A 26,203-nucleotide genomic window follows, 5' to 3' on the forward strand; every position below is an offset into this window, starting at 1 on the left:
CAATGGAATAATTCATACCTTTTTAGCAAAATGACCCCACCCTTCCCTCCCCAAAGGGGAGGGCCTTAAGTATAATTTATTGATTTGAAATGGTTTTAAATGGTGGGTATATTAGCTTTATTAATTAAAAAGAACCCCCCGCGTCCCGCCAAAGCGGGTCTGCCCCTCCTAAAGTAGGGGAGGGAAAAAAGTAATCTAATTAAATGGAAACAGGAAAATTTCTTCAGACTATGGGCAATATGTTCATAGATGGCAGCGCGAAGCTTGGAAAGAACTGTTCAATAGGGCAGTTCACAGTAATTGAAAAGGATGTTGTATTAGGGGATGATTGCCAGATTGGACATAATGTAGTGATCCACCAGGGGACAAAATTAGGCAATGGAGTAAGGATAGATGCTAATTCAGTAATAGGCAAGCAGCCGCTGCGCTCAAAACGCAGCATATTTAAATCAGATAAAACATACGAACCGGCAGAAATAGGCGATGAATGTTTGATAGGCGCACAGGTGATAGTTTACACCGGCTGCAAAATTGCAAACAATGTGCTGATAGCGGATTCCGCTGCTGTACGTGAAGATGTTACCGTTGGCGAATATACTATTATAGGCAGAAGCTGTACCATTGAAAATTTTACATCAGTTGGCAAGAAATGTAAACTTGAAACCAATTCATATATTACGGCTTATTCCACAATTGAAGATTACTGCTTTATTGCGCCGGGTGTTGTTACAACCAATGATAATTATTTAGGCAGAACAGAAGAGCGTTTTAAACACTTTAAAGGTGTAACAATCCGTAAAGGCGGAAGGATAGGCGGAGGAGCGGTAATACTACCCGGTCTGGAAATTGGTGAAGATGCGCTCGTAGCCGCCGGTGCAGTTGTGACGAAGAACGTACCCGCTAAAACAATTTATGTGGGAATGCCGGCTAAGGAATTCCGCGATGTACCGCCGGAACAATTACTGGAAAATCAGGGGTGGGAGTAGGTAGGCTGCATGTAGCATGTTGCAGGTTACAGGTTTTTTTCATTCTTAAATTCTGAATCACCTATGAATTGAATATTTTACCCCAAAAATTAGACTTTAAAATCAATAAAATTATCCTTAAAATTGCAGTTCTACATTACAGATAATAATATAAAGGATTTAAAATGATCAGTATTTTCATAATTTTGCTTGTTTTAGTATCAATTTTGCTGATGGGAGTAATTCTCATACAGTCTTCAAAAGGCGGCGGTTTAGCCGGTACTTTTGGCGGCGGCGGAGCCGATGCTTCAATGGTATTTGGTGTTCGCAGAACCGCTGATTTTTTAATTAAACTAACAAGCATTTTAGCCACAATATTGCTTTTATTTTCACTGGTAACAAATGTACTCATAAATAAAAGCGGCGGTACAAATGAAAGCATAATTCAGCAGAATTCAGGGCAGCAGAATTTTCCTCAGCCTAACGTGCCGAATGAAATGCAGCAGCCGCAGCAGCAGGATCCGAATCAGCAGCCTAATCAGCAGCCTAATCAGCAGCAGCCAACAGATCCTAATCAGCAGCAGCAACAGGCTCCAAATAACCAGCAGCCTCCTAAATAATAAGATATATTCAGAAATCAGAATGATTTAATGAATAAAGTAATAAAGTTTTTTCTAAAAGGTACAGTTATGTTTTTAATAACTGTGCCTTTTTTAATTATTCAGGATGCCTTTTCCCAGGAAATGTTCAGGCTGAAATTGAAGAGTGAAGGGATTGCCGCGCTTAATATACCAACACGTAAAAGCGATACTCTTACGGCAGATTCTAACATGACAATAATAAAACCAAAGGAACCTACTGTAAAAAAATTCCGTATGAGGAAATCACCCACTACAGCGGTGCTGTTAAGTGCAGTAATACCGGGGGCGGGACAGTTTTATAATGAATCATACTGGAAGATCCCCATTATAGGTGGACTTGTTGGATATTTTGGATATGAGTATTTCCGCAATAATAATTTATATAAAGATTACAGGGATGATTATGCCGATTCGCAAACAGAGTTAAACCCTAACGGTGACCTGAATCTCAAGACACTGCGCGAATTTTACCGTGACCAGAGGGACGATTTTGTATGGTATTTCCTGATAGTCTATGTAATTAACATGGTTGATGCATATGTTGACGCTCACCTGTTCGATTTTGATGTCAGCGATGATAAGTTCACAAAAGGCGGTGTGCGGGGGAAGGAATATAAGCTGAAATTTAATTTAAAATTCTGATCTTTTGAAGTAAAAGTAAAACCCGGTCAATATTACTATTGACCGGGTTTTTTGTTTAAATAAATTTACATAAATCAAAAAAAACACTGCTATTTTATCAGTCCCGCGGAGCGGGATTTTCTGCCTGCGCTATGCTTCAGCAGACAGGCAAAAGTAACTACGTTACTTTATCAACATCATTTTTTTGGTATCGGTGAATTCACCGGCGGTAATTCTGTAGAAATATATTCCGCTGGTTAAATTTGAAGCGTTAAAATCATATGTGTAAAAACCGGCTTCCATATTTTCAGAAACAAGCTGAGAAACAACCTGCCCTAAAGTATTATATATATTTATTGTAACAAAAGAAGCCCTGGGGATCGCAAAGTTTATCTTTGTTTCAGGATTGAACGGATTTGGGTAATTCTGCGATAAACTGAAAGACTGCGGAATTCCGTTTCCGTTATTGTTTATTCCTACAACCGGTGATACATTTGAACCATCATAGAATATCCTGTTTTGGCCTGCTGCAACAAATGTAACGCCGCCACCGTATACATTAGCACCAGTCCTGAATCCGGATACATCAGGTGAGGTTGTAGTATTGGCATCTATATTTGTCGTAACAACGGTTCTTGAAGTAGGTGGTAATGTAAATGCTGAAGTATAAATGACAGTATCTACATTAGAAGAGCCTTTAGATACATATGAAATTCTGTATGCACCCTGCTGTTCGCTGCATTCTATTCTTCCCCTGTCGCAATCATTCGGGAAGTTGGCAATTGCACCGAGATTAGGCCAGTAAGCGCCGGTTTCAGCAGTATAGTTATAGTTAATTTTTTTAACGCCGCCGGTAGTTTGTGTCCACATACAAGCCATTTCGTTCGTTTGCCTGTTTACTGCAATTTCCGGATCAACTTCAGGATCTGAAGTTGCCTGAACATTGAACTGTGTCCATGAAGTGGCTGTTCCGAAATTTGCGAGCGCGATCCTGTTAAGCCTTAAGTTTGCATTTGTAGGAGTAAGGTCATTGGTGAACACTACATAAATTGAATCATATGAAGCACCATGCCTGTAGTCAATATCAATATTAAAATCATTAAAAGTATTTCTGACAGAATCATGAGTCCATGCGAGGCCGCCATTCATTGATAATGCTGCTCTTAGCCCTATGCCGGCACCGGTACCGGAATTAACGTGCTGGTAAGCTACATACCACCAGGTTAGACCATAGCTCCAATAATAACTATCAGCTACAATTGAAGGATTCAAATGACCTCCGCCTGATGGAGTACTTATTATAGATACTACATTCAATCCGCCGCCATTAGCATCATATACCAGCCAATAAAGATCTCCATCCAAGGATGACACTGTTGAAGTTCTGCAGGCAGCGAAACCGAGTTTAAAAGTGTTTGCCGAATCAGCTATGAAGAAATCAAATGAATGCCATTTGGTTGTGCCGCCGGGATTTATTGAAGCAATATATGCCCATGTTGCTCCCTGATCAGTTGATTTCATTACTCGGAGTGAGTCTCTGTTAGCAGAAATATATGCAATATATTTGTTGCCAAGTGAATCTACTTCCAGATCAAGACCAGCCTGTGTATTGTTTGCAGGCGGCTGGTATGCGGGTGCGTTATCAACAATAAAATCGCCTCCACCCCAATCACCTGTAAAAGGGGGCTGAATATGGTTTTCAATATTCAGAAACGGTTTGTTTTCAATATTCTGATTGCCGGTAAATCTTTCAGGGAATTCCCTTAGAAGTCTATCCCTTAGTTGATTATACAATTGAACATTTCCGCTTCTTCTGGCTTCAACTTGTTGCCGCCATAAAACTGCGTATGGTGAGTTATCCTGTACAAATGATTGATCAGGAAAAGCTTCATTTTGGATGTTGTTTGATTGTGAATTTACGGATGTAATGCATAAAAACAAAACTATTAAAAATGAGAATATTGATTTCATGAATGACTCCTTTAATTAATTAATGAATACTTTTCTAAACATCAAGTTTATTTTTAAAATAAACAATTCTAATAATCATTCTTATATTAAATTGTTGAAATACAGTTGTTTCAAACGAAAAAGCCGGCATTAATAATGCCGGCTTGATAATTTATGAATTTACAGAATTTATTTAGAAAGTGTGATCGAGGTAATGCTGCAAAGATCAACGCCTCTCATGTAATATTTATTCCCGTCATCTGCTGTGAATAAAATATCCCAGCTGCAATGTTCAGGATCAACACCTGTAAACGTGAAATCAAATGTTTCACCATCAAGTATCATATCTTTGGGAATAACATCTGAACCCCAGTTATCAGAAGCACTGGGTGAAATGAAAACATCAACCAGTATCATACCGGTGTTGTTTGTCATAGAAAAATTCTGGTTCTGTGCATTAGCGCTCTGGCTGAAAATAAATAAACCGAGAACTGCAGCAAAAATTAAAAGTGATTTTTTCAATTTTCCTCCTTTAGGAATTTTTTTTGGAACGTGAAAATAACATAATGCCGGTAATAAAGCAATAATATTTTAAATGTATGATATTTAGATCATAATAAATATTTAACAGTCGGAAATCGACAAATTTTGCTAAAATAAATGAAAATTCCCGTAAAAATGAAAGAAATAGCATTTCCACATTCGACATTTGCAATAATTTTTCTTTTACATATGGGATTTTGATATTGTATTTTTGAATAGTTAAGGTGAACCAACTTAACACAGCAGTATCTTAAAGCTTCAAGTATGACCCCCTAAACCCCTCCTGTGTATCCGGAAAGTATACGCCTTGTTAGATAGAGCGAAGAAAAGAAGGAAAAACAGGAGGGTATTTTATTTTATCCGCTTACAATGATAATTCAGGTATAATTAACTCAATTGAGTAAATCGGTTTAAATATGTATTTTTGCTGATACCATCAGAAAATTAATCAATAAATTATATATATTTTCCCAAAACAAGGGAAACAGGATAAAAAATGGCAAAAACAGAATTTGATGTTGTTGTTCTGGGTGGCGGTGTTGGAGGATATTCAGCAGCTATCCGCGCATCGCAGCTAGGCTTAAAAACAGCGCTTGTTGAAACAGCAAGGCTTGGGGGAATTTGTCTTAACTGGGGCTGTATTCCTTCAAAATCTTTACTTAAAGCCGCCGAAGTTATGCATATGATGAAAAAGTCCAAAGAATTCGGGATAACAACAAGCGGTGTTGAGTTTGATTTTGCAGCAGTTGTGAAACGTTCACGTGATGTTGCCGATAAATCAGAAAAAGGCGTGCAATATCTCATGAAGAAGAACAAGATCACAAATATTTCCGGGTACGGTAAATTAAAAAAACATGCAGGCGGTACCCTGATAGAAGTTTATAACGGTGATAAAGTAACTGAAGAACTTGTGGCAAAGCATACTATTGTAGCTACAGGCTCAAGAGCGCGCTCGTTCCCCGGTATGAATGTTGATGGCAAGCGTGTACTTTCTTTCATGGAAGGAATAGTGCTTGATAAACAGCCTGAGAGCGTTACAATTATAGGCGCAGGCGCTATCGGAATGGAATTCGCATATTTCTGGAATGCCTTCGGCGCAAAAGTTACGGTAGTGGAAATGCTGGACCAGCCGCTGCCAATGGAAGATAAGGAAATGAGCGATGTTGTTGGCAGGGAATACAGGAAAATGGGAATTAATGTTATGACAGGAACAAAGGTAGAAAGCATTACAGTAGAAAAAACCGCTCCGAACAGCAAGACAGAAAAAGTTATTACAAAAGTCAGCGGCAAAAATAATGCTGAAATTGAAAGTGATATCGCACTTGTGGCTGTTGGATTTGCCGGCAATGTTGAAGGTTTCGGACTTGAAGAGCTTGGTGTAAATGTTGAAAAAGGATTTATTAAGGTAGATAGTGATTATAAAACCAATGTTGATGGTGTTTACGCAATTGGTGATGTTAACGGTCCGCCATGGCTTGCTCATGTTGCTGCCGCTGAAGGAATAAACTGCGCAGAAAAAATTGCGGGTCACCATGTACCTGATGTAGATTACAACTGCATACCTGCAGTAACATTTTGCCAGCCGCAGGTTGCCTCGGTGGGTATGACAGAAAAGAAAGCTAAAGAGCTTGGTTATGAAGTTAAGATCGGTAAGTTCCCGTTCAGCGCCAGCGGTAAAGCAAGGGCAGTTGGCGAAACTGCCGGACTTGTTAAGCTGATATTTGACGCTAAGTACGGTGAATTATTAGGCGCACATATTTGCGGAAATGAAGCAAGTGAGCTTATTGCAGAAATTACGCTGGGAAAATCACTTGAAGCTACTTACGAGCAGATAGTAAGAACAGTACATGCGCACCCCACACTTGCAGAAGCAATAATGGAAGCAGCCGCTGATGCATACGGTGAGGCGATAAATATTTGATTTCGGAATTGGGATTTTTGATTTTGGATTTATAAATAAAAATTTAATAAAAAAATCTGAGTTATCGAATGATCAATGAGATCCTTCGCTTCGCTCAGGATAAAAGGGAGTTTAAAATGGCATTAAAAGTCGGAGATAAAGCACCGGATTTCACATTACCATCATTTACACCATCTGCGGAGCTTGCACAGATATCACTTGGTGATTACAAAGGTAAAAATGTTGTATTGTTATTTTTTCCGCAGGCATTCACAGGCGTTTGCACAACAGAAATGTGTACAATGAGCGATAACTTCAACGCTTACCAGGGAATGAATGCTGAAATTCTTGGTATCAGTGTTGACGGAACATTTGTTCAGAAAGCATTTGCAGAAAAGAACGGAATTAAAATTCCGCTGCTCAGCGATTTCAACAAGGAAGTTATCAGGAAATATGATGTAGTACAGGCAGAATTCGCACACGGTCAGAAGGAAACAGCACAGAGAGCAGTTTACCTGATAGATAAAGACGGTGTTATAAAATATGTTGAAGTTACAGAAAACCCGGGTGTGCAGGTGAATTTTGACGCACTCAAAAACGCAGCTGCAGGGTTGTAAAAATCTTTTTTTGCGGGCTAGCGCAGCAATCTCATTATCTAAAAGATTGCCACGCTCACTTTGTTCGCTCGCAAAATAATATTGAATTCTAAATAAATTTCCAACAAGGGGCAAATGCCCCTTGTTGTTTATTAAAAGGAGAGTAAAATGTTAAAAGTTGGAGATAAAGCACCGGAATTCAGCCTGATCGGTGATAACGGTGAGAAAATTTCCCTGAAGGATTACAAAGGTAAAAAAGTAGTGCTCTATTTTTATCCCAAAGATATGACAAGCGGCTGCACTCAGGAAGCATGTGATTTCAGGGATAGTATAAAAAAGTTTGAAAAAAAGAATACTGTTGTTATAGGCGTATCGCCTGATGATACAAAAAGCCATAACAAGTTCAAGGATAAATACGGGCTTCCGTTCACTTTGCTGAGCGATGAAACAAAAGAAATGCTGAATGATTACGGTGTTTGGCAGGAAAAAAGTATGTACGGCAGGAAGTATATGGGAGTTGTAAGGACTACATTCATTATTGATGAAAAGGGAAAAATTGAAAAAATATATGATAAGGTGAAAGTACCGGGTCATATAGAAGAAATTCTTAAAGAAATATAGTTGTTTTTTTAATAGTTTAGATGTTATATTGCAAACATTCATTAACCAAAATCCAAACAAATGAAAAACAACGTACTGGCAGTTATTATGTTGGCAGCAATTTTTACTTCGATCAGTTTTTTCCAGGCTTGCAACGTTTCAACAGCAAATCTTTCTGATGTGAAGCTGTGTACAGAAAAAACTGATGCCGGATGTTCATCTGATGCATCAACATTTCCTGTAACTTCAGCAGCTGTTTATTGTTCAGCAGTTTTGAAAAATGCACCTACCGGTACAAAAGTAACTTTTGAATGGAAACATGACGGCAAAGAGCTTGGTCATGCGGATGTTGAATCAACCGGCGGTTCAGTTATTGGAAATATGAATATCAATGGTGCTCTTGAGCCCGGAAAATATTCAGTTACCGTAAAATTGAATTCAGATAATTCAACTCCAATTACAAAAGAATTTACTCTGGAATAATTTTAAGCATAAATAAATTACTAAAAGCCATTCAAACTGAATGGCTTTTTTTATTTATATTTTTCTATTTTTCAATAAATAACAAACCATTATCTTTGCCGATACATCTAAATTACAATATTTATGGCAGATACTGAAAGAAAAGAAAAATTTATCCAATCAATAAATGAGGGATATACCTTTAAAGGCGAAACTATTACCCTTGGCGCAGCTATACTTGATAAAGAAGTTTTAACAGGCACACATATTAAGCTGCCGCTGAAAACCATGAACAGGCATGGCCTTATAGCAGGGGCAACTGGTACAGGTAAAACTAAAACACTTCAGCTTATCACTGAATCACTTGCGGCAAAAAGTGTACCGGTTGTTGTAATGGATATTAAAGGTGACTTGAGCGGTGTTGCCAAACCGGGTATATCAAATCCTAAAATTGATGAGCGTATGCAGCACATCGGGCTTCAGTGGAATCCCGAAGGAAATACAATAGAATTTCTTACTATCTCAGCGGAAAAGGGTACAAGGCTAAGGGCAACAACTTCTGAATTCGGTCCGGTATTGTTTTCGAGGATGCTTGAGCTCAATGAAACACAGTCCAGCCTTGTTTCAGTTATTTTTAAATACAGCGATGATAAACAGCTCCCCCTGCTTGACCTGGCAGATATGAAGCGCTTGCTTCAGTATATACAGGAAGAAGGCAAAGCGGAATTTGAAGCTTCATATGGAAAAGTATCATCAAGCTCGCTGGGAATAATATTAAGAAAAATAGTTGAGCTTGAACAGCAGGGAGCGAACCAGTTCTTCGGAGAAAGGTCTTTTGAAGCTGAAGACCTTGCCCGGTGCGACAGCAACGGCAGGGGAGTAATTTCTGTTATCAGGCTTATCGATATGCAGCAAAAGCCAAAGCTCTTTTCAACTTTTTTATTAAGCCTGCTTGCAGAAATTTACGCAACTTTCCCGGAAGAAGGTGATTTAGACCAGCCAAAACTTGTAATTTTTATTGATGAAGCTCATTTACTTTTTAATGAAGCAAGTGATGCATTATTGAGCCAGATAGAAAGTATCATCAAACTAATTAGATCCAAAGGTGTCGGAATATTTTTCTGCACACAAAACCCGAATGATATACCTAATGTTGTGTTAAGCCAGTTAGGTATGAAAGTTCAGCACGCGCTTCGCGCATTTACCGCCAAAGATAGAAAAGATATCAAATTGATCTCTGAAAATTACCCGATGAGTGAATATTATGATATTGATGACCTGCTAACCAGTATGGGGATCGGTGAAGCAGCAGTAACAGTGCTTAGCGAAAAAGGGAATCCGACCCCGCTTGCAGCAACGCTGCTCTGCGCTCCGCGCTCAAGGATGGATATTTTAACTCCCGCCGAAATTGATGAAATAATTTCAGGTTCTAAAATAGCAGCTAAGTATAACGAGGTAATTGACAGGGAAAGCGCTCTGGAAATACTAAATAAAAAAATTGAAGAGCATGCCACTGAACAGCAGAAGGAAGAAGCGGAGAAAGTTGAAGCCAAGACTAAATCAGGTAAGACAGAAAAGAGTACAGTTGAAAAAGTATTGACCAGTACAACAGCAAAACAAGTTGGCAGGACAGTTGCGAGAGAGGTCACCCGGGGATTGCTGGGAATATTAGGAATTGGCGGTACAAGGACGAAGAAAAAATCAAGCTGGTTTTGACCCAATTCTGAGGAGCTTCAGCGACGAAGAATCTCATGGATAAAACATTAATTGTAGCTATATATTTATTCAGTCGATACATTGAAAAGAATTATGCCCTCCAATAATACTTTAGAAGGGCATTTTATATGAATGAATTAAGCAAACAAAGACTTAAACAAGCTCAGAAAAACCTGGAATTATTCGCTCAGCTTGATATTCGTGCCGCCGCTGTTACAGGTTCAGCTGCAAAAGGATATGCCGATGATAATTCAGATATTGATACGATAGTTATGCTGAACAGCCCTATGACTAAAGGTGAGTTTGATAAGATCATTAACGATGCTAAAGCATCAGGAGGTGATTTTTATCACGGCTCACCTGAAGAAGGATTTGCCGTATATTATTACATAGATGGCGTAAGGTGTGATTTCGGTTTCGGGCATTACAGCGAAACTGAAACTCTGATTAATGAAATGATTGAAAAGCCTGAAGTTGACCTGACAAAACATCTTATGATATCAGGTCTTTTAGATGGTTATATTTTGAAAGATTCTGCCTGGCTGGCTGCCCTTTTAAAAAAAGCTGAAGAGAACTTTCCAAAAGAGCTGCAGGTTATTATGGTGGAGCATTTTAAAAAATTCCATCCAGAATGGGCTATTGAAAAGATGACGATTGGCAGGGGCGATCTTCTGTATTATTACGAATCAATTGTTGAAATGACCGGTAACATAATCGGAATTCTTTGCGGACTTAATAAATATTACCATCCCGGCAAGTTAAAAGGAGTTGAACATACTATCGAGAAGATGAAAATTAAACCCCGGGATTTTATAAACAGGTATAAATTTGTTTTATCCGCTGAAAAATCCGAAGCATTAAAGGAGATGTTCAACCTGGTGAGGGAAACATTTGATCTGATAGATAAAAACTTGCCCGAAGTTAGTACAGCCCGTTCAAGAAATATTTTAGAAATGATATTGAGGAAGTAAAAATTGCAGATTTAGTATTTTTGCAATACACAGAAAGTAATAAAGAATTTTGGAATATTGAATGTAATATATGGCAAAAACAAAATCCTACACAGGGAAGAAAATCCCGAAGGTACCTTTTTATAAAACTAAAAAAGTATTAATAGCATTAATACCTGTAATAGTATTCATCTTCATTTACTTTTTTTACATTAAAAAAAGTTCAAATGAACCTGTATGGGTAAAAGAAGGTGAAGTAACATTTTTAAGTAAAGATACACGCAGCCAGCTTAGCAGAATTGATGTTGAAGTGGCTATGAGCCCGGCGGAACGCTCACAGGGTTTAATGTACCGGTCAAAAATGGAAGAAAATCACGGAATGCTCTTTATTTTTGACAGGGATGAAATGCAGTCATTCTGGATGAAAAATACAATTATGCCACTTGATATATTATTTATAGACAGCAAGGGTGTTATAAATACAATTCACCACAATACTGTGCCTTACTCAGAAAAACCGATACCATCCAAAGGGAAATCTCAATTTGTTGTAGAAGTGAACGGCGGTTATTGCAGCAGGTACGGAATCAAAGAAGGTGACCTAATCGAATACAGGCTGGATCTTAAATAATTTTACAAACCTAATAAGTTTATAGCCAGTCCTGAAGCAAAAATCGCAAAACCTGCCAAAGCATGAGTGAACCTTTCAAGTTTGCCGAGCGGAAGAAAATTTATACCCCACAATGAAATCATAACAATACCCAGCATGGTGCCAATTGTGGTGATCCCGAATATTGCAGTAACTATCCACAGCCCAGCAATGCTTTCCTGCGCGGCAGGAAACATTAATAACGGTATCAGCGGTTCACACGGTCCCAGAACAAATACCAGAAATAATATCCATGGTGTAAGTGACTTTTTTTGTTCTTTCATGTGCACGTGTTCACCGTGATGCTGATGTGTATGTGTGTGATATGTTCCGTCGCTTTCAACATGTATATGTGAGTGTGGCCTGTTTTTATACGCTTTTTTTATACCCCATATCATATAAGTAAACCCAAAGGCAATAAGCGCCCAGCCTGCAATTTCTCCGCGTGTACCTTCAATAAGTTCAAGCTTATCCAGAGCAATTCCCGCTGCAATACCGATAAAACCCAGCACAACTGAGCTTAAAACGTGGCCGATGCCGCAAAAAATAGTTACCCAAAAAGTCTTGATTTTTGTCCATTTTCCGGCTTTTGCCATCATTATAAAAGGCAGGTAATGGTCAGGGCCTATTAATGTATGTATAAATCCAATGGAAGCAGCTGTAAGCGAAAGAATATATATCTCGTTATTCATATTTCGTGCAGTTTACAATACAAAAATGCTAAGTTTTGAATAATTTGCAAATGATACAAATCATATAATTGAATTTAATTAGAGTATAAATAATGCTATTTTTGAGTGAATTTAATTTCTAATATTTTCTTAACATTAAATTAACAAAGAAATGCTAATTTTAACAATAAGAAAATTATCAGAACATTAAAAATTCATTATTATGAAGGAAAAAATACTTGTAGTTGACGATGAAAAAGATATTCTTGAGCTAATTGATTATAATTTAACAAAGAATGGTTACCGTGTTAAAACAGCATCAACCGGTGAAGATGCTCTTGACCTGGTGAAAGAGAATGATTATGATCTTATTATTCTTGATCTTATGCTGCCGGGTGTTGATGGTTTTGATATAACCAAAATAATTAAAGCTGATAAACAAAAAGCCGGCATTCCGATTGTAATGGTGACGGCTAAAGCCGATGAAGCCGATAAAGTTGCAGGCCTTGAAATTGGCGCTGATCATTATGTTACCAAACCGTTCAGTCCAAGGGAGCTGCTTGCAATAGTGAAAGCAACTTTAAGGCGCAGACCCCCGAAAGAGGAAGAGGAAAAGCCAATAATTGAGCGGGGTGACCTCAGGATTCACACAGGCAGGCATGAAGTAACAATAAAAGGCGTACAAATTGACTTAACTCACCTTGAGTTCAGAATACTTTTAACTTTAGCAAAAAAACCGGGCTGGGTGATGACAAGATACCAGATAGTTGATTCAACAAGGGGAGAAGGAGTTTCAGTAACTGACAGAAGCATAGACGTTCATATAGTATCATTACGCAAAAAGCTGGGTGAAGAAAATGAATATATTGAAACTGTCAGGGGAGTTGGCTATAAATTTAAGGAGAATCTTTGATGTATTGTTTTAGCAAGGGAGTTTTTTAAAAAATGAGGAAAAAATTCCTTTGGAAATTATTTTATATTTTTGCCGCCCTTTCCCTTATTCCTATGATAATCCTTGCTTTATATGCTTCATCATTATTTAACGATACTATCATTACAAATGATATCGATGTATTAACTCAGCGTTCAAATCTGATAAAAGAAAGGCTTGAAACCACTGAAATTGATACCGCCGATCTTCAAAAGTTCGCCATACGGTATGATAACCTTAGCGGCGCAAGGGTAACTTTGATCACTCCGCAGGGTAAAGTTGTTTCAGATTCCCGTGAAGAACCGCAAAGTATGGATAACCATGCAGACAGGCCAGAAGTTATTGATGCACTTTCGGGCAAGACCGGTATTTCACAAAGATACAGTTTTACCCTTAAAGAAGACTTCATCTATGCTGCAGTTCCGGTATATAATAAGGAAGGGCGAATTGAATATATTCTAAGGACAGGCTTTCCGTTAACCGGCGTTCAGAAAGAAGCGGCTAACGCAAATACAGGGCTTCTGTTAACTGTTATATTTTTCAGTATAATTATCCTTGTAATCGGATTTTTAACTATAAGGAATATGTTCAATCCGATCACAGAAATCAGCCTCGCTGCAGAAAGCTTTTCAAAGGGAGATTTCAGCAAGAAAATTTACCCGCCGCAGGATGAAGAGCTGAAGAGGCTTTCTGAGAGCCTTAATTCAATGGCGAAGCAGCTTGATGAAAAGCTTGATATTATCGGTGAACAAGATAACCTTCAGAAAGTAGTATTAAAAAGCATGAATGAAGGGATCCTGGCTGTAGATCACGAAGAGAGAATACTTCTTCTTAATGAAAATGCGACGCATATTCTGGATATAAAAGATCCTGATCCTACCGGCAAGACTCTGCAGGAAGTTGTAAGGGTATCGGAAATCCAGAAGTTTTTTAAAAAGATATTGTTTGAAGGAAATAACCAGGAAACAGAGATAATTTTACAGCACGATAAAGATGTATTCCTGCAGCTAAGCGGTACACTGCTTTATGATATGGACAATAAAGCGCTTGGTGCGCTGGTAGTATTCAATGATATATCAAACATTAAACACCTTGATACCTTAAAGAAAGACCTTGTAGCAAACGTTTCTCATGAGCTGCGCACACCTGTAACTACTATCAAAGGGTTTATAGAAACACTTAAAGAAGGCGCAATTGATGATCCTAAAAATGCGGAAAGATTCCTGAATATTATTACAAAGCATATAAACAGGCTTAACCTGCTTATAGATGACCTGCTTACCCTTTCAAAGCTTGAGCAGAAACCTGATGAAATTAAAACGGCGAATGAAAATATAAATCTGCTGTTACGATCAGTTGCAGAAGATTATGAATTCAAAGCCAGCGAAAAAAAGATCACGGTAAATATTAAGTGTGATGAAAAACTTACCGCTGATATAAATAAACATCTGCTGGAGCAGGCAATAGGAAACCTTGTTGATAATGCCATAAAATACAGTGATAAGAAATCGGAAATTGAAATAGGCGCTTACGAAAACGATGCTGAACTATGCATTTACGTAAAAGATGAAGGGTATGGAATATCAGACGACCACATGCCAAGACTTTTTGAGAGATTTTACAGAGTAGATAAGGGCAGAAGCCGCGAAGAAGGCGGAACAGGCCTTGGATTAGCAATTGTTAAACACATTATTAATACAATGAACGGCATCATTGATGTTGATTCAAAACCAGGAAAAGGTAGTAAGTTTACCGTTAAAATCCCCCAAAAGAACGATTAAAAGCCAAAAAAATCTTAACCAAATCTTAACAATTCTCTAACAGAACAATAAATTTATTAACATAATTTGCATTAAAAGTTAATAAGTGAAATTTAAAATATTTTAAAAAATGAAAAATCCGGCAATAAAGTTAGCTGTTTTAATGCTTGTCCTGTTTTCTTTTGCAGCAGCAGGATGTGCTAAAAAAGATAAAACTGATTCAAAAGATAAAAAATCTGTAACAATTAAAGGTTCTGATACAATGGTGCATTTAATGAGCACTCTGGCTGAAGCATTTATGAAAAAACATCCTGAAGTTCAGGTATCAGTTACAGGCGGCGGCTCAGGAACAGGAATTGCGGCATTAATAAACGGAACCACTGATATTTGCGCATCATCAAGAGATATGCAGCAAAAAGAAAAAGACCAGGCAAAAGAAAAAAATATTAATGCAGTTGAAAAAACTATAGCATATGATGGTATTGCAATAGTAGTGCATCCTGATAATCCGCTTAAAGATGTAACCATGGAACAGTTAAAGAAGATCTATACCGGAGCGTATAAGAACTGGAAAGAGCTTGGTGGTCCTGATCAGCCTATAACAGTGCTTTCAAGAGAGAGCAATTCAGGCACATATGTATTTTTCCAGGAGCATGTGTTGAATAAAGAAAATTTTGCTCCGACAGTTAAGCTTATGCCTGCATCTTCATCAATAGTTCAGTCTATTTCTGCTGATAAATGGTCAATTGGTTATGTTGGTCTTGGTTACACCAAAGAAGGCAATATCAAAGTTGTTCCTGTAAAAAAAGATGATTCTTCACCTGCGGTTACACCTACTCACAATACAGTTCTTGATAAGTCATATGGAATTGCGAGACCGCTGTATTTATACTTTAACGGTGAACCTGCCAATAACAATAAGCTCCTTCTCGATTTTGCTACATCACCTGATGGACAGAAAATTGTTGAAGAAACAGGTTATATAACATTAAAATAATTCTGAGCTCAAAGCAGTAAAAAGCATTATAAGTACTGATAATTATTGAACAAGCAAAGATTAAAAGCTAAAATAATAAAATATTTTCTGCAGAGCTGTGGTTCTCTTTCGATAATCATAGTTCTGCTTATATTTTTATTTCTGTTTAAAGAAGCTTTCCCGTTTATCGGCTCGCCGGGAATAGGCGAGCTGTTTCATAATATCTGGAACCCCGTTTCATTTCAAAAAGAAGAATTCGGCTTATATCCGCTTATAACAGGATCAATACTTGTAACAATCCTTGCAACAGTTATAGCAATTCCATTTGGAATTATAGGTGCTGTTTATATTTCTGAAGTTGCATCTGCAAAAGAACGTGAATTTTTAAAGGCGTTCATTGAAATACTCGCCGGAATTCCCTCCGTTGTACTTGGCTTTTTCGGGCTTGTAGTTATAGCCCCTTTAATTAAGCAATTGTTTGATCTTAACACAGGCTTAACAGCGCTTACAGGTGCGGTGCTTCTGGCATTTATGGCAATACCAACCATTATGTCTATTTCTGAAGATGCCATAAAAAGCGTTCCTTCAGCGTATAAAGAAGCTTCGCTGGCATTGGGAGCTAGCAAGCTTGAAACCATATGGAAGGTTGTAGTTCCTGCCGCGCTTTCGGGAATAGTTGCTTCGGTGATGCTTGGAATGGGCAGAGTAGTGGGCGAAACAATGACTGTTATGATGGTTACTGGCAATGCCCCGGTTATCAGCATGAATCCATTTACATCTGTCAGAACAATGACGGCAACAATTGCCGCTGAAATGGGTGAGGTTACAATTGGCTCACATCATTACATGGCATTGTTCTGGGTGGGGATCGTACTGATGCTTATGACATTTATACTCAACCTTATTTCATACAGGGTACTTAAAAAGTACGGGATGATAGATAAATAATGAGAAAAAACAGAACAGGCGAAAAAATTATATACTGGATGATGAGAGGTATAACATACCTTGTAGTGGTATTTATCGCTTATATTTTAATAGATATTCTCATTCATGGATTGCCGGCTATATCGTGGGAGTTCCTTACAGGGGATCCTGAAAAAAGCGGTGCAGAAGGCGGAATTTTTCCCGCAATACTTGGTACATTATTCCTGGTTATAGGTACCATAGTAGTGGCGCTGCCGCTTGGTATGTTCAGCGCGATATATTTAACCGAATATGCAAAGCAGTCTAAGTTTACGCAGACTATCCGTATGGCTATTGTAACTTTAGCCGGTGTGCCCTCAATAGTTTTTGGTCTTTTCGGGCTTGGGTTATTTGTAGTTGCACTGGATTTTGGCTCTTCAATGCTTGCAGGCAGCTTAACCCTTGCATGTATGATATTACCCACAATAATTGTAGCCAGTGAAGAAGCATTAAAAGCTGTACCGAAGTATATGAGAGAAGGAAGCCTGGCGCTGGGAGCAACCAAATGGGAAACAATTTACAAAAATGTATTGCCGTATGCACTTCCCGGAATGTTAACCGGTGCTATTTTAGGAATAGGAAGAGCGGCAGGGGAAACTGCTCCAATTCTGCTTACTGCAGCAGCTTTCTTTTTACCTGAATTGCCAAGCTCAGTATATGACCAGGTAATGGCGCTTCCGTATCATCTTTATATTCTTGCAACACAGCATCCTGAGGCTCAGAAAATACTTCCCATGCAGTACGGTACTGCATTAGTGCTGTTATTTTTGGTTATCGGATTAAATTTTGTTGCAATAATTTTAAGGATCAAAGTGCGTAAAAAATACAAATGGTAACAGAACTGAAGCATAATTAACGGAAACTGAATAAAGATAATGGCTGAAATATTTTCTGATAATAAGAATAAAGTTCATGTGGAAAATATGAATTTTTACTACGGGGCTGTGCAGGCTTTATTTGATATCAATATGGATATTGCCGAAAAAAAAGTTACAGCATTTATCGGTCCATCAGGATGCGGTAAATCAACTTTTCTAAGAACACTGAACCGTATGAATGATATTATTGACGGAACCCGGATTGAGGGAAAAGTATTAATAGATGGTAATGATATATACGGACCCATGACCGATGTTGTTGCTTTGAGGAAAAAAGTAGGTATGATATTCCAAAAATCAAACCCGTTTCCAAAATCTATTTTTGATAATATTGCATACGGTCCCAGGCTGCACGGGGTAAAGGATAAGAACAAACTGATGGAAATTGTTGAATCATGCCTTGTTAAATCTGCATTATGGGATGAAGTAAAAGACAGGCTTGATAAAAGCGCTATGGGACTCTCAGGCGGTCAGCAGCAAAGGCTCTGCATTGCCCGTGCGCTTGCAATAAATCCGGAAGTTGTCCTTATGGATGAACCGGCTTCAGCGCTTGATCCAAAATCCACATTAAAGATAGAAGACCTGGTAAATGAGCTAAAGAAGGATTATACAATTATCATAGTAACACATAATATGCAGCAGGCAGGAAGGGTATCTGACTACACTGCATTTTTTTATGAAGGACATCTTGTAGAGTTTGGAGCTACAGGACAAATATTCACAAAACCCAATCAAAAACAAACCGAAGATTATATTACTGGAAGGTTTGGTTAGAAAGAATAAATATGTTACACTACTGGCAAAGAGAAATTGAAAATTTAAAAAAACTTATACTAAGCCTGGGCGCGATAGTTGAAGAACAGATACAGCGCGCAATGCTCTCGCTGGAAAGACGAGATACAGAGCTTGCCGATGAAGTTATAATCAAGGATAGAGAAGTTGATTCACTGGAAATATTGATCGAAGAAGAATGCCTGAAAATTCTAGCATTATATCAGCCGGTTGCAAAAGAGCTCAGGTTTGTGATAGCTGTTTTAAAAATGAACAATGACCTTGAAAGAATGGGTGACCTGGCTTCTAATATTGCTAAGAGAGTAAGATATCTTTCTAAAAAAGAAAAAATTGATCTCATCAGTGAATTCAGGGTTGTAAGCGAGAAAGTACAGATGATGGTGAAAAAAAGTCTTGACGCACTTGTTAATACAGATGTTATGCTTGCGCGTGAAGTACTTGCGGCTGATGACGAAATTGACAGGTTAACAAAACAAATGCTTAAACGAACCATAAATTCAATTGAAAAAGATCCTGAAAGAACAAAAGAGTATTTTAGTATCAGATCAATTTCAAAAAATCTTGAAAGAATTGCAGACTCAGCAACAAATATTGCCGAGGATGTAGTTTATTTATGCAGCGGAGAAATAATCAGGCATCAGTCTGAAGATTTTAATCCGGAAGATAGTACTGATAAGGCATAATTTATAATAAATATTCATTTTTTTAAAAAGAGGGTAAAAACCCTCTTTTTTTGTTATTATACTCTTCTAAATCCATACAAATTAAATTATTAAATATCATTCAATTTTTTTTGGGTATGTTTTTCAAGTTCTTTATATAATTTTAACAGTATTCTAACCAAAATTTAACTAAAAAGTCGAAATTTTAACAAAAATCCTCGATTTTTAACAAATATTTAAATCTAAACATTTATGTTTAAAAGATTTCTACCAAAACAAAATAATTTTTTCGAGATCCTAAATGAGTTGGCTGAATCAGTGCTTGAAGCCGGAAAAATGCTTGATGAAATGATGGATAAACAGGATAGCTTTGCTGAGTATTCACATAAAATTCATTTTATTGAAAACAGGTGTGATGATCTGACTCACCAGGTTATTAGTGACCTGAACGATACATTTATTACCCCGATTGACAGGGAAGATATATTTGCTCTTGTGAATTCAATGGATGATATTGTTGATACAATTGATACTATTGCTTCAAGGATGAGTATGTATAAACTTAAATCAAAGCTTCAGTTCGGACCACAGCTTACAGATATACTGCTGATACAGACCGATGTGCTTTTTGATGTTGTGAAAAATCTGCAAAACCCTAAACAAACCACAGAGAAGATCGTACAGGTTAAGACCCTGGAAACAGAAGGTGACATTGTATTCAAAGATGCGCTGCTTGACCTGTTTGAAAATGAAAAAGATGTGGTTGAACTAATTAAGAAAAAAGAGATACTTGAAATTATTGAAAGAGCAGTTGATAAATGCCAGAATGCTGCAACTGTAATTGAAGGAATATTAATTAAGAATATGTAGAGTATGTTTGAACTGGTACTTGTTGTTATTATAATAGCTCTGATATTTGATTTTCTGAACGGGTTCCATGATTCAGCAAATTCAATAGCAACAATTGTTTCTACAGGGGTGCTTTCACCCCAGAAAGCTGTAATGTTTGCAGCTTTTTTTAATTTTGCCGCAGCATTTGCATTCGGTGAAGAAGTCGCAAAAACTGTGGGCAGCGGCCTTGTTAAGCTGGATAGCGTTGATATTTATGTTATACTGGCAGGTTTATTGGGAGCTATATTCTGGAATGTTTTTACTTGGTATTACGGAATACCGGTAAGCTCTTCGCATGCGCTTATTGGCGGTTACGGAGGAGCGGCAATAGCCAAGCTTGGCTTTAGTGTAATAATCTGGAGCGGTTTTGAAAGAGTTGTGATATTTATTGTATTGGCGCCGGTAATTGGTTTTATTCTTGGACTTCTTTATATGCTGATAACCAGCTGGGTTGTAAAAAATAAAAAACCGCGACAGGTAGATGGTGTATTCAGAAAACTTCAGCTTGTTTCAGCCGCATTTTACAGCTTTGGGCACGGTTCAAACGATGCACAAAAAACAATGGGAATAATTGTTTCCGTTTTAGTAGCAACCAATTACCAGGCTGAATTTCATGTACCCATATGGGTAGTAATGTCTTGCCATTTAGCAATCGGGTTAGGAACACTTTTCGGCGGCTGGAGAATAGTTAAGACCATGGGTATGAAAATTACGAAGCTCAAACCGATCGGCGGATTCTGTGCGGAATTTTCAGGCGCAACTACGTTGTTATTAACCGCGATCTTCGGCATACCGGTCAGCACAACACAAACAATAACAGGTTCAATACTTGGTGTCGGAAGCTTAAAACGGCTTTCAGCGGTAAAATGGGGAGTTGCAGGAAAAATTGTATGGGCATGGGTTTTAACAATTCCGCTTTCAGGCCTGGTAGGTGCACTTTGTTACTGGCTTGTCAGCCTTTTTCTCTGAACTTAAATAAAATAATCATTGTTTAATTATTTACCCTCCTGAAACCTCAGGGGGGTTTTTTGCATCTAATATATATAACACTCAATTATATATTAATTTATATGAACAGAACCCGAAATGCTGTCTTTTTTCTTTTAATTTCAATTTTTTCTTTAAATCTTACTTTTGCGCAGGAGGGGCAGGAAAGATCATCGAAAACCTTTGCAAGGATAGATCTTACACAGGCAACCGGTGACCATAAGCTCAAGGTAGAAGTAGAACCACCTGCAATAACATCAGGGAGCATAAGGTATTATATGCCTAAGATTGTACCGGGTACTTATGCCATCAACAATTTCGGAAGATTTGTTCATGACCTGAGAGCATATGATGAAAATGGTATTGAGTTAACTGTTTCAAGAATAGATACCAATACATGGGAAATTTCTCAGGCAGAGAAGTTAAAAAAAATATCATATTGGGTTGAAGATACTTATCATTCTTCAAGCAAGCCGGTAGTTTTTGAACCAACAGGAACCTGTATAGATTCAGGCAAAGTTTTCATGCTGAATAATTTTACGCTGATAGGTTATTTTGAAGGATTCAAAGATAATCCATACACAATTTCATATACTAAACCTGCAGGCTTTTATGGAGCAACTTCTATGCCGCTGGAAAGTTCAAATTTTTCTGCGGATGTATATAATCCAAAAAATTACTTTGAGCTTCATGATAACCCGATAATGTATTCAATCCCGGATACTGCATCGCTTATGGTAAATAATACACAAATACTGCTTTCGCTTTATTCACCGAATAAAAAAGTCAACGCATCATACCTGGTTGAACATACAAAAGAACTTTTTGAAGCACAGGGTGAATATCTTGGTGGTGAGCTGCCTGCAAAGAAATATTCCATTCTTGTATATTTATTTGAAGGAACCTCCTTATCCGGCTCCGCCGGTGCGCTGGAACATTTCAGCTCAACCACATTTACTTACCCTGAAGTAACCGGAGAAGAATTTCTGCAGCCTTTCAGGGATGTTGTAGCACATGAATTCTTTCATATTATTACTCCGCTGGGAATTCATTCGGAAGAAATTGGCAATTTCGATTTTATTAATCCCGTAATGAGCAGGCACTTATGGCTGTATGAAGGTTCAACGGAATATTACGCTGTCCATTCACAGGTGAAACACGGTGTAATTACCCCGGATGAATTTTTCAAGAAAATTCAGCAGAAACTATATATATCAACTTTATATTTAAATGATACACTTCCGTTCACGGAATTAAGCAAAGGAGCTTTGGATAAATATAAATCACAATATTTTAATGTTTATCAAAAAGGCGCTTTAATAAATATGTGTCTTGATCTTTACCTGCTGAAGTTATCTGGAGGGAAATACGGCTTACAGCAGTTAAAAGCAGATCTTGGGGAAAAATTCGGACCAGATAGGGCTTTCAAAGATCCTGAGCTGTTTGATATAATTACAGAAATGACATATCCTGAAATCAGAGAATTTTTCAGTAAGTATGTGGAAGGTTCAAGTAAGCTTCCCTATAAACAGTTTTTAAATTATGCCGGGTATGATTATTACGATGAATACGAAATTGAAGTACCGGCAATAATAGGAGCTGCGCTGCAATTGAGTGAAGATGGTTCTGTTGAAGTAGTGGAAGTGAATCAATTCGGAAAAGAGCTGAAATTAAAAGAAGGAGACAGGATAATTTCCATTAATGGTATAGAAGTTAACGGCCATAACTTTCAGGATGTTGCCGGTGAAATTGAAAATAAACTTAAAACCGGTGATAAAGTAACATTGGTTGTTGACAGGAAAAACAAAGGCAGCAATTTCATAAGGAAAAAACTTTCTGCAAATACATATACGGTAAAAAGAAAAGAACGTTTTGTTATTATGCCGGCAAAAAACCCTTCACCTGAACAACTGATGCTCAGAAAAGCATGGATCAATCAATAAACTGAATAAGATCAATATTAAAAAGGCGCTAACTTAAGCGCCTTTTTTTATTATGATGGAAATTTTGTTTTACATTGAAATTAAAATAACATACCTTTATGATTGTAAAATATGGCACAGAATACTGAAAATACAGGAAGTAAATTTAAGTTTAAATCCCTTAAAGTTCACAATACGAACGACTGGATACTTGGGAACAGGAAAAAATACAGGCAGGTATTTAATGCACGCGTAACAAAGTATATTTATGTTGAACTTGCAGTTTTTAACCTGCTTTTTACAAAAGAAGACTGGAATATCACGGTTAATTTTAAAGCATATGACCAGGCTAATAAGCTTTTATGTGATAATAAAGTTGAACACAGGGTAGATAAAGATACAGATACTGCTTATATACGTTATTCATGGGGTAAGCCTGAACCGGGAGCATACTGGAAAAAAGATAATTACAGATGGGAAGCATGGGTAGATGGAGTATTGCTTTCTACCGCATATTTTTATACAATTGATGAAGGCGAAGTTACAGATGAAGGTAATCCTTACTTTAATTTAACTTCAATAAAGCTTTATGAGAGTCCATTTGAAACGGTGCCTTTTGGTGAAAGAAAATACCTGAAGACCTTTAACTATAAAACAACAAGATACATGTGGGTAGAAATTGAAGGTGATAATCTTCAGTTCAATAAAGTGCCATGGATGGGTGAATTTATCATAAGAATAAGGGATAGTGCCGGAGATTATGCTGCTGAGATTTTTGACCTTTATAATTATAATAATAATATTTCAAAAGTAAGGTTCATGCGGGGATGGGGCAGTAAGGAGCCGGGAAGCTGGTACGAAGGTACCTATGTGGTTGAAGTTATATTTCTGGAAAAGGTTATAGGAGCAGTGAACGTTAACTTTGGAACTGAAGAAGAAATTGATCCTGATGCCGGAACATTCTATTTACCGGGTGAAGGAATGCCTTCTTTAAGTAAAAAAAGCACTGGTGCACCTGAAAAAGAGCTTACAGAAGCAGAGATCATGAAAGAAATAAACGAAATGATCGGGCTTGCGACGATTAAAAAAGATATTGATGACCTGTATGATTATCTGAAGTTCGTAAAGTTAAGGAAGACCAAAGGATTTGATGACAAGGAAAAGTTAAATCTACACGCTGTATTTACGGGTAATCCCGGCACGGGAAAAACCAAGGTAGCTTTAATGCTGGGTAAAATTTATAAAAACCTCGGCATACTTTCCAAAGGCCATGTTCACGAAGTTGACCGGGCTGACCTGATAGGTGAATTTATCGGGCAAACCGGACCGAAAGTTAAAGAGGCAATAAAAAAAGCCAGGGGAGGTATCTTATTCATAGATGAAGCTTATGCTCTTGCCAGAAAAGGCGATACTGAAAAGGATTACGGCAAGGAAGTTATAGAAATAATTTTAAAGGAAATGAGCGACGGTAAAGGAGATCTTGCAGTGATAGTTGCGGGATACCCGGAGGAAATGCAGTATTTTGTTGGTTCCAACCCGGGATTAAAATCCAGGTTTACACGTTTTTTCCATTTTCCTGATTATTCTCCGACTGAATTACTTCAAATAGGAAATTACCACGCATCCAAAACTGATGTTGACCTGGATAAAGATGCTGAAGAATTCCTGTACACAAAGCTTGTTGAAGCTTACAGGGATAGAGATAAAACTTTCGGGAATGCTAGGTATGTAAATTCCATAATTGATGAGGCCAAAATGAACATGGGGCTCAGGGTTATGAATGAAAATCCGAATATTGAAACCCTGGATAATGTTGCACTATCAACAATAACTACTGAAGACCTGAAAGATATTTTTTACAGCAAAGAATATAAAATTGTTGATATTCCGCCGGATGAAGAATTGATGAGAGATTCACTTGCTGAGTTGAATAAACTTGTTGGATTGAATGAATTGAAGGCTGATGTTCATGAAATGGTCAAGCTTGTGAGGTATTTCAGGGAAATTGGCAAGGATGTTACACGTTCATTTTCTCTTCATACGGTATTTACAGGAAATCCCGGAACAGGAAAAACTACAGTTGCCAGAATAATGGCGCGGATTTTCCGCGCTTTGGGTGTGCTTGAGCGCGGCCACCTTGTGGAAGTTGACAGGGAAGAGCTTGTTGCCGGGTACATAGGGCAAACAGCTATTAAAACCGCAGAGAAAATAGATGCCGCTATGGGCGGCGTATTGTTTATAGATGAGGCATATTCACTTTCAAACCAGTATGAAAATGATTTTGGCAAAGAAGCTATTGAAATTATCCTTAAACGGATGGAAGATAACCGGGGTAAATTTGTTGTAATATGCGCCGGGTACACAGGTGAAATGGAAAATTTCCTGAAAACAAACCCGGGTTTAAAATCAAGGTTTGACAGGAAATTCAATTTTCCTGATTACAGTGAGGAAGAATTATTTGCTATTGCAAAAATAATATTATCAGGCAATGAGCTGGAATTTGATAATGAAGCCGGTGAGTATTTTAAAAAACATATCAGCTCACTTTACAGCGGAAGGGATAAATATTTTGGTAATGCCAGGGAAATACGAAAATCGATAAGTGAAACTGTAAAAAACCAGAACTTAAGACTTGCTGAAATACCAAAAGTCAAAAGGACTGCAGCTATGATCAAAACTGTAACTATAGATGATGTAAAAGAACTTGATATAACCATTAAAGAAGAAAAAAGAATGGGTTTTTAAAAATCAAAATATAATTTTATGATAGAAGTATTGATAATTGTCGGGGTTTTTGCAGCAATAATTGTGTTTTTTATGTATGCTTCTAAAAGCGGGGCTAAAATGCTAGCTGAAAGAGAAGCCAAAATTGCCAGGGCAGAAAAAGGAAAAGCAATTGTTATAGGTTCCCACGCAGCCGGTATAAGAGGCACAGGCAACGGCGGGCATTACCAGGGATATGAAATGACGCTTGAAGTATCCAATGCATACAAAGAGCCGTACAGGGCCAAATGCGTTTGGGAAGTTTATCCTATGGGTGCCCCAAAAGTTCAGAACGGTATGGAAGTTAATGTGAAAATTGATGCAGAAGATGACCAGATCATTTACCCGATGGAAAACGGCCTTGCATTAAGCTGGAACTGGCAAATGATGAATAGAAAGAAAAAATGAGTG

Annotated in this window: 25 protein-coding genes; 22 read left to right on the plus strand and 3 right to left on the minus strand. The window is 37.7% G+C overall.

What is annotated here, in order from left to right; all coding sequences use genetic code 11:
• Positions 1 to 230: 230 nt before the first annotated feature.
• The 3 genes from J0M37_07360 to J0M37_07370 all read left to right on the plus strand — a co-directional run bounded on the left by J0M37_07360 (position 231) and on the right by J0M37_07370 (position 2,248).
• Complete coding sequence (locus tag J0M37_07360) at positions 231 to 986, plus strand: N-acetyltransferase (GenBank protein MBN8584899.1); 756 nt, start codon at positions 231 to 233, stop codon at positions 984 to 986.
• Between the two features lie 164 nt (positions 987 to 1,150).
• Positions 1,151 to 1,585, plus strand: coding sequence for a preprotein translocase subunit SecG (gene secG, locus J0M37_07365; GenBank protein MBN8584900.1), 435 nt, complete (start codon positions 1,151 to 1,153; stop codon positions 1,583 to 1,585).
• A gap of 30 nt (positions 1,586 to 1,615) precedes the next feature.
• A complete protein-coding gene (locus J0M37_07370; protein ID MBN8584901.1) occupies positions 1,616 to 2,248 on the plus strand; it encodes a hypothetical protein in 633 nt (210 codons plus the stop codon).
• A gap of 162 nt (positions 2,249 to 2,410) precedes the next feature.
• On the opposite strand, the gene J0M37_07375 is transcribed toward J0M37_07370, so the two are convergent.
• Together J0M37_07375 and J0M37_07380 are read right to left on the minus strand one after the other, a co-directional pair.
• The gene (locus J0M37_07375) at positions 2,411 to 4,198 is read right to left on the minus strand and encodes a T9SS type A sorting domain-containing protein (protein MBN8584902.1); all 1,788 of its coding nucleotides are present in this window, start codon (positions 4,196 to 4,198) and stop codon (positions 2,411 to 2,413) included.
• Positions 4,199 to 4,366: 168 nt separating this feature from the next.
• Positions 4,367 to 4,699 carry a hypothetical protein gene (locus J0M37_07380; protein ID MBN8584903.1) on the minus strand — a complete coding sequence of 111 codons (333 nt, stop codon included), beginning with the start codon at positions 4,697 to 4,699 and terminating at the stop codon, positions 4,367 to 4,369.
• Between the two features lie 517 nt (positions 4,700 to 5,216).
• Between J0M37_07380 and lpdA the strand changes: the two genes are divergently transcribed.
• The 7 genes from lpdA (at position 5,217) to J0M37_07415 (ending at position 11,575) form a co-directional block, all read left to right on the plus strand.
• Positions 5,217 to 6,641, plus strand: coding sequence for a dihydrolipoyl dehydrogenase (gene lpdA / locus J0M37_07385; GenBank protein MBN8584904.1), 1,425 nt, complete (start codon positions 5,217 to 5,219; stop codon positions 6,639 to 6,641).
• Positions 6,642 to 6,757: 116 nt separating this feature from the next.
• Positions 6,758 to 7,237: a peroxiredoxin gene (locus J0M37_07390; protein MBN8584905.1), complete on the plus strand. Its 480-nt coding sequence runs from the start codon at positions 6,758 to 6,760 to the stop codon at positions 7,235 to 7,237.
• 147 nt (positions 7,238 to 7,384) lie between these two features.
• Positions 7,385 to 7,837 carry a thioredoxin-dependent thiol peroxidase gene (bcp, locus tag J0M37_07395; GenBank protein ID MBN8584906.1) on the plus strand — a complete coding sequence of 151 codons (453 nt, stop codon included), beginning with the start codon at positions 7,385 to 7,387 and terminating at the stop codon, positions 7,835 to 7,837.
• A 60-nt stretch (positions 7,838 to 7,897) separates the two neighbouring features.
• On the plus strand, positions 7,898 to 8,299 hold the full coding sequence (locus tag J0M37_07400) for a hypothetical protein (GenBank protein MBN8584907.1): 402 nt from the start codon (positions 7,898 to 7,900) through the stop codon (positions 8,297 to 8,299).
• A gap of 123 nt (positions 8,300 to 8,422) precedes the next feature.
• Entirely contained in the window at positions 8,423 to 9,994 is a 1,572-nt protein-coding gene (locus J0M37_07405) for a DUF853 family protein (GenBank protein ID MBN8584908.1), read from the plus strand.
• 128 nt (positions 9,995 to 10,122) lie between these two features.
• Entirely contained in the window at positions 10,123 to 10,965 is an 843-nt protein-coding gene (locus J0M37_07410; GenBank protein MBN8584909.1) for a nucleotidyltransferase domain-containing protein, read from the plus strand.
• A gap of 70 nt (positions 10,966 to 11,035) precedes the next feature.
• Complete coding sequence (locus tag J0M37_07415) at positions 11,036 to 11,575, plus strand: DUF192 domain-containing protein (GenBank protein MBN8584910.1); 540 nt, start codon at positions 11,036 to 11,038, stop codon at positions 11,573 to 11,575.
• Positions 11,576 to 11,577: 2 nt separating this feature from the next.
• On the opposite strand, the gene J0M37_07420 is transcribed toward J0M37_07415, so the two are convergent.
• Positions 11,578 to 12,285 (minus strand): sulfite exporter TauE/SafE family protein, encoded by a 708-nt coding sequence (locus J0M37_07420; protein MBN8584911.1) that lies wholly within the window; start codon positions 12,283 to 12,285, stop codon positions 11,578 to 11,580.
• Positions 12,286 to 12,484: 199 nt separating this feature from the next.
• On the opposite strand from J0M37_07420, the gene J0M37_07425 reads away from it, so the two are divergent.
• The 12 genes from J0M37_07425 to J0M37_07480 all read left to right on the plus strand — a co-directional run bounded on the left by J0M37_07425 (position 12,485) and on the right by J0M37_07480 (position 26,200).
• Positions 12,485 to 13,177 (plus strand): response regulator transcription factor, encoded by a 693-nt coding sequence (locus J0M37_07425; protein MBN8584912.1) that lies wholly within the window; start codon positions 12,485 to 12,487, stop codon positions 13,175 to 13,177.
• A 32-nt stretch (positions 13,178 to 13,209) separates the two neighbouring features.
• Positions 13,210 to 14,976 carry a PAS domain-containing protein gene (locus J0M37_07430; GenBank protein ID MBN8584913.1) on the plus strand — a complete coding sequence of 589 codons (1,767 nt, stop codon included), beginning with the start codon at positions 13,210 to 13,212 and terminating at the stop codon, positions 14,974 to 14,976.
• 109 nt (positions 14,977 to 15,085) lie between these two features.
• Positions 15,086 to 15,952, plus strand: coding sequence for a phosphate ABC transporter substrate-binding protein (locus J0M37_07435; GenBank protein ID MBN8584914.1), 867 nt, complete (start codon positions 15,086 to 15,088; stop codon positions 15,950 to 15,952).
• Between the two features lie 45 nt (positions 15,953 to 15,997).
• A complete protein-coding gene (gene pstC, locus J0M37_07440; protein MBN8584915.1) occupies positions 15,998 to 16,879 on the plus strand; it encodes a phosphate ABC transporter permease subunit PstC in 882 nt (293 codons plus the stop codon).
• A complete protein-coding gene (gene pstA, locus J0M37_07445) occupies positions 16,879 to 17,733 on the plus strand; it encodes a phosphate ABC transporter permease PstA (GenBank protein MBN8584916.1) in 855 nt (284 codons plus the stop codon). Before pstC ends, pstA begins: the two co-directional genes overlap by 1 nt.
• 39 nt (positions 17,734 to 17,772) lie before the next feature.
• Positions 17,773 to 18,549, plus strand: a complete 777-nt coding sequence (locus J0M37_07450) for a phosphate ABC transporter ATP-binding protein (GenBank protein ID MBN8584917.1) — start codon at positions 17,773 to 17,775, stop codon at positions 18,547 to 18,549.
• Positions 18,550 to 18,560: 11 nt separating this feature from the next.
• Positions 18,561 to 19,250: a phosphate signaling complex protein PhoU gene (phoU, locus tag J0M37_07455; protein ID MBN8584918.1), complete on the plus strand. Its 690-nt coding sequence runs from the start codon at positions 18,561 to 18,563 to the stop codon at positions 19,248 to 19,250.
• 231 nt (positions 19,251 to 19,481) lie between these two features.
• Complete coding sequence (locus tag J0M37_07460) at positions 19,482 to 20,099, plus strand: DUF47 family protein (GenBank protein MBN8584919.1); 618 nt, start codon at positions 19,482 to 19,484, stop codon at positions 20,097 to 20,099.
• A 3-nt stretch (positions 20,100 to 20,102) separates the two neighbouring features.
• Positions 20,103 to 21,089: an inorganic phosphate transporter gene (locus tag J0M37_07465; GenBank protein MBN8584920.1), complete on the plus strand. Its 987-nt coding sequence runs from the start codon at positions 20,103 to 20,105 to the stop codon at positions 21,087 to 21,089.
• Between the two features lie 101 nt (positions 21,090 to 21,190).
• Positions 21,191 to 23,050, plus strand: a complete 1,860-nt coding sequence (locus J0M37_07470) for a PDZ domain-containing protein (GenBank protein ID MBN8584921.1) — start codon at positions 21,191 to 21,193, stop codon at positions 23,048 to 23,050.
• A 111-nt stretch (positions 23,051 to 23,161) separates the two neighbouring features.
• Positions 23,162 to 25,774: an AAA family ATPase gene (locus J0M37_07475; GenBank protein ID MBN8584922.1), complete on the plus strand. Its 2,613-nt coding sequence runs from the start codon at positions 23,162 to 23,164 to the stop codon at positions 25,772 to 25,774.
• An 18-nt stretch (positions 25,775 to 25,792) separates the two neighbouring features.
• On the plus strand, positions 25,793 to 26,200 hold the full coding sequence (locus J0M37_07480) for a hypothetical protein (GenBank protein MBN8584923.1): 408 nt from the start codon (positions 25,793 to 25,795) through the stop codon (positions 26,198 to 26,200).
• Positions 26,201 to 26,203 lie beyond the last annotated feature (3 nt).

This window comes from Ignavibacteria bacterium (assembly GCA_017303675.1).
Lineage (GTDB): Bacteria > Bacteroidota > Ignavibacteria > Tepidaquicellales > OLB5 > OLB5.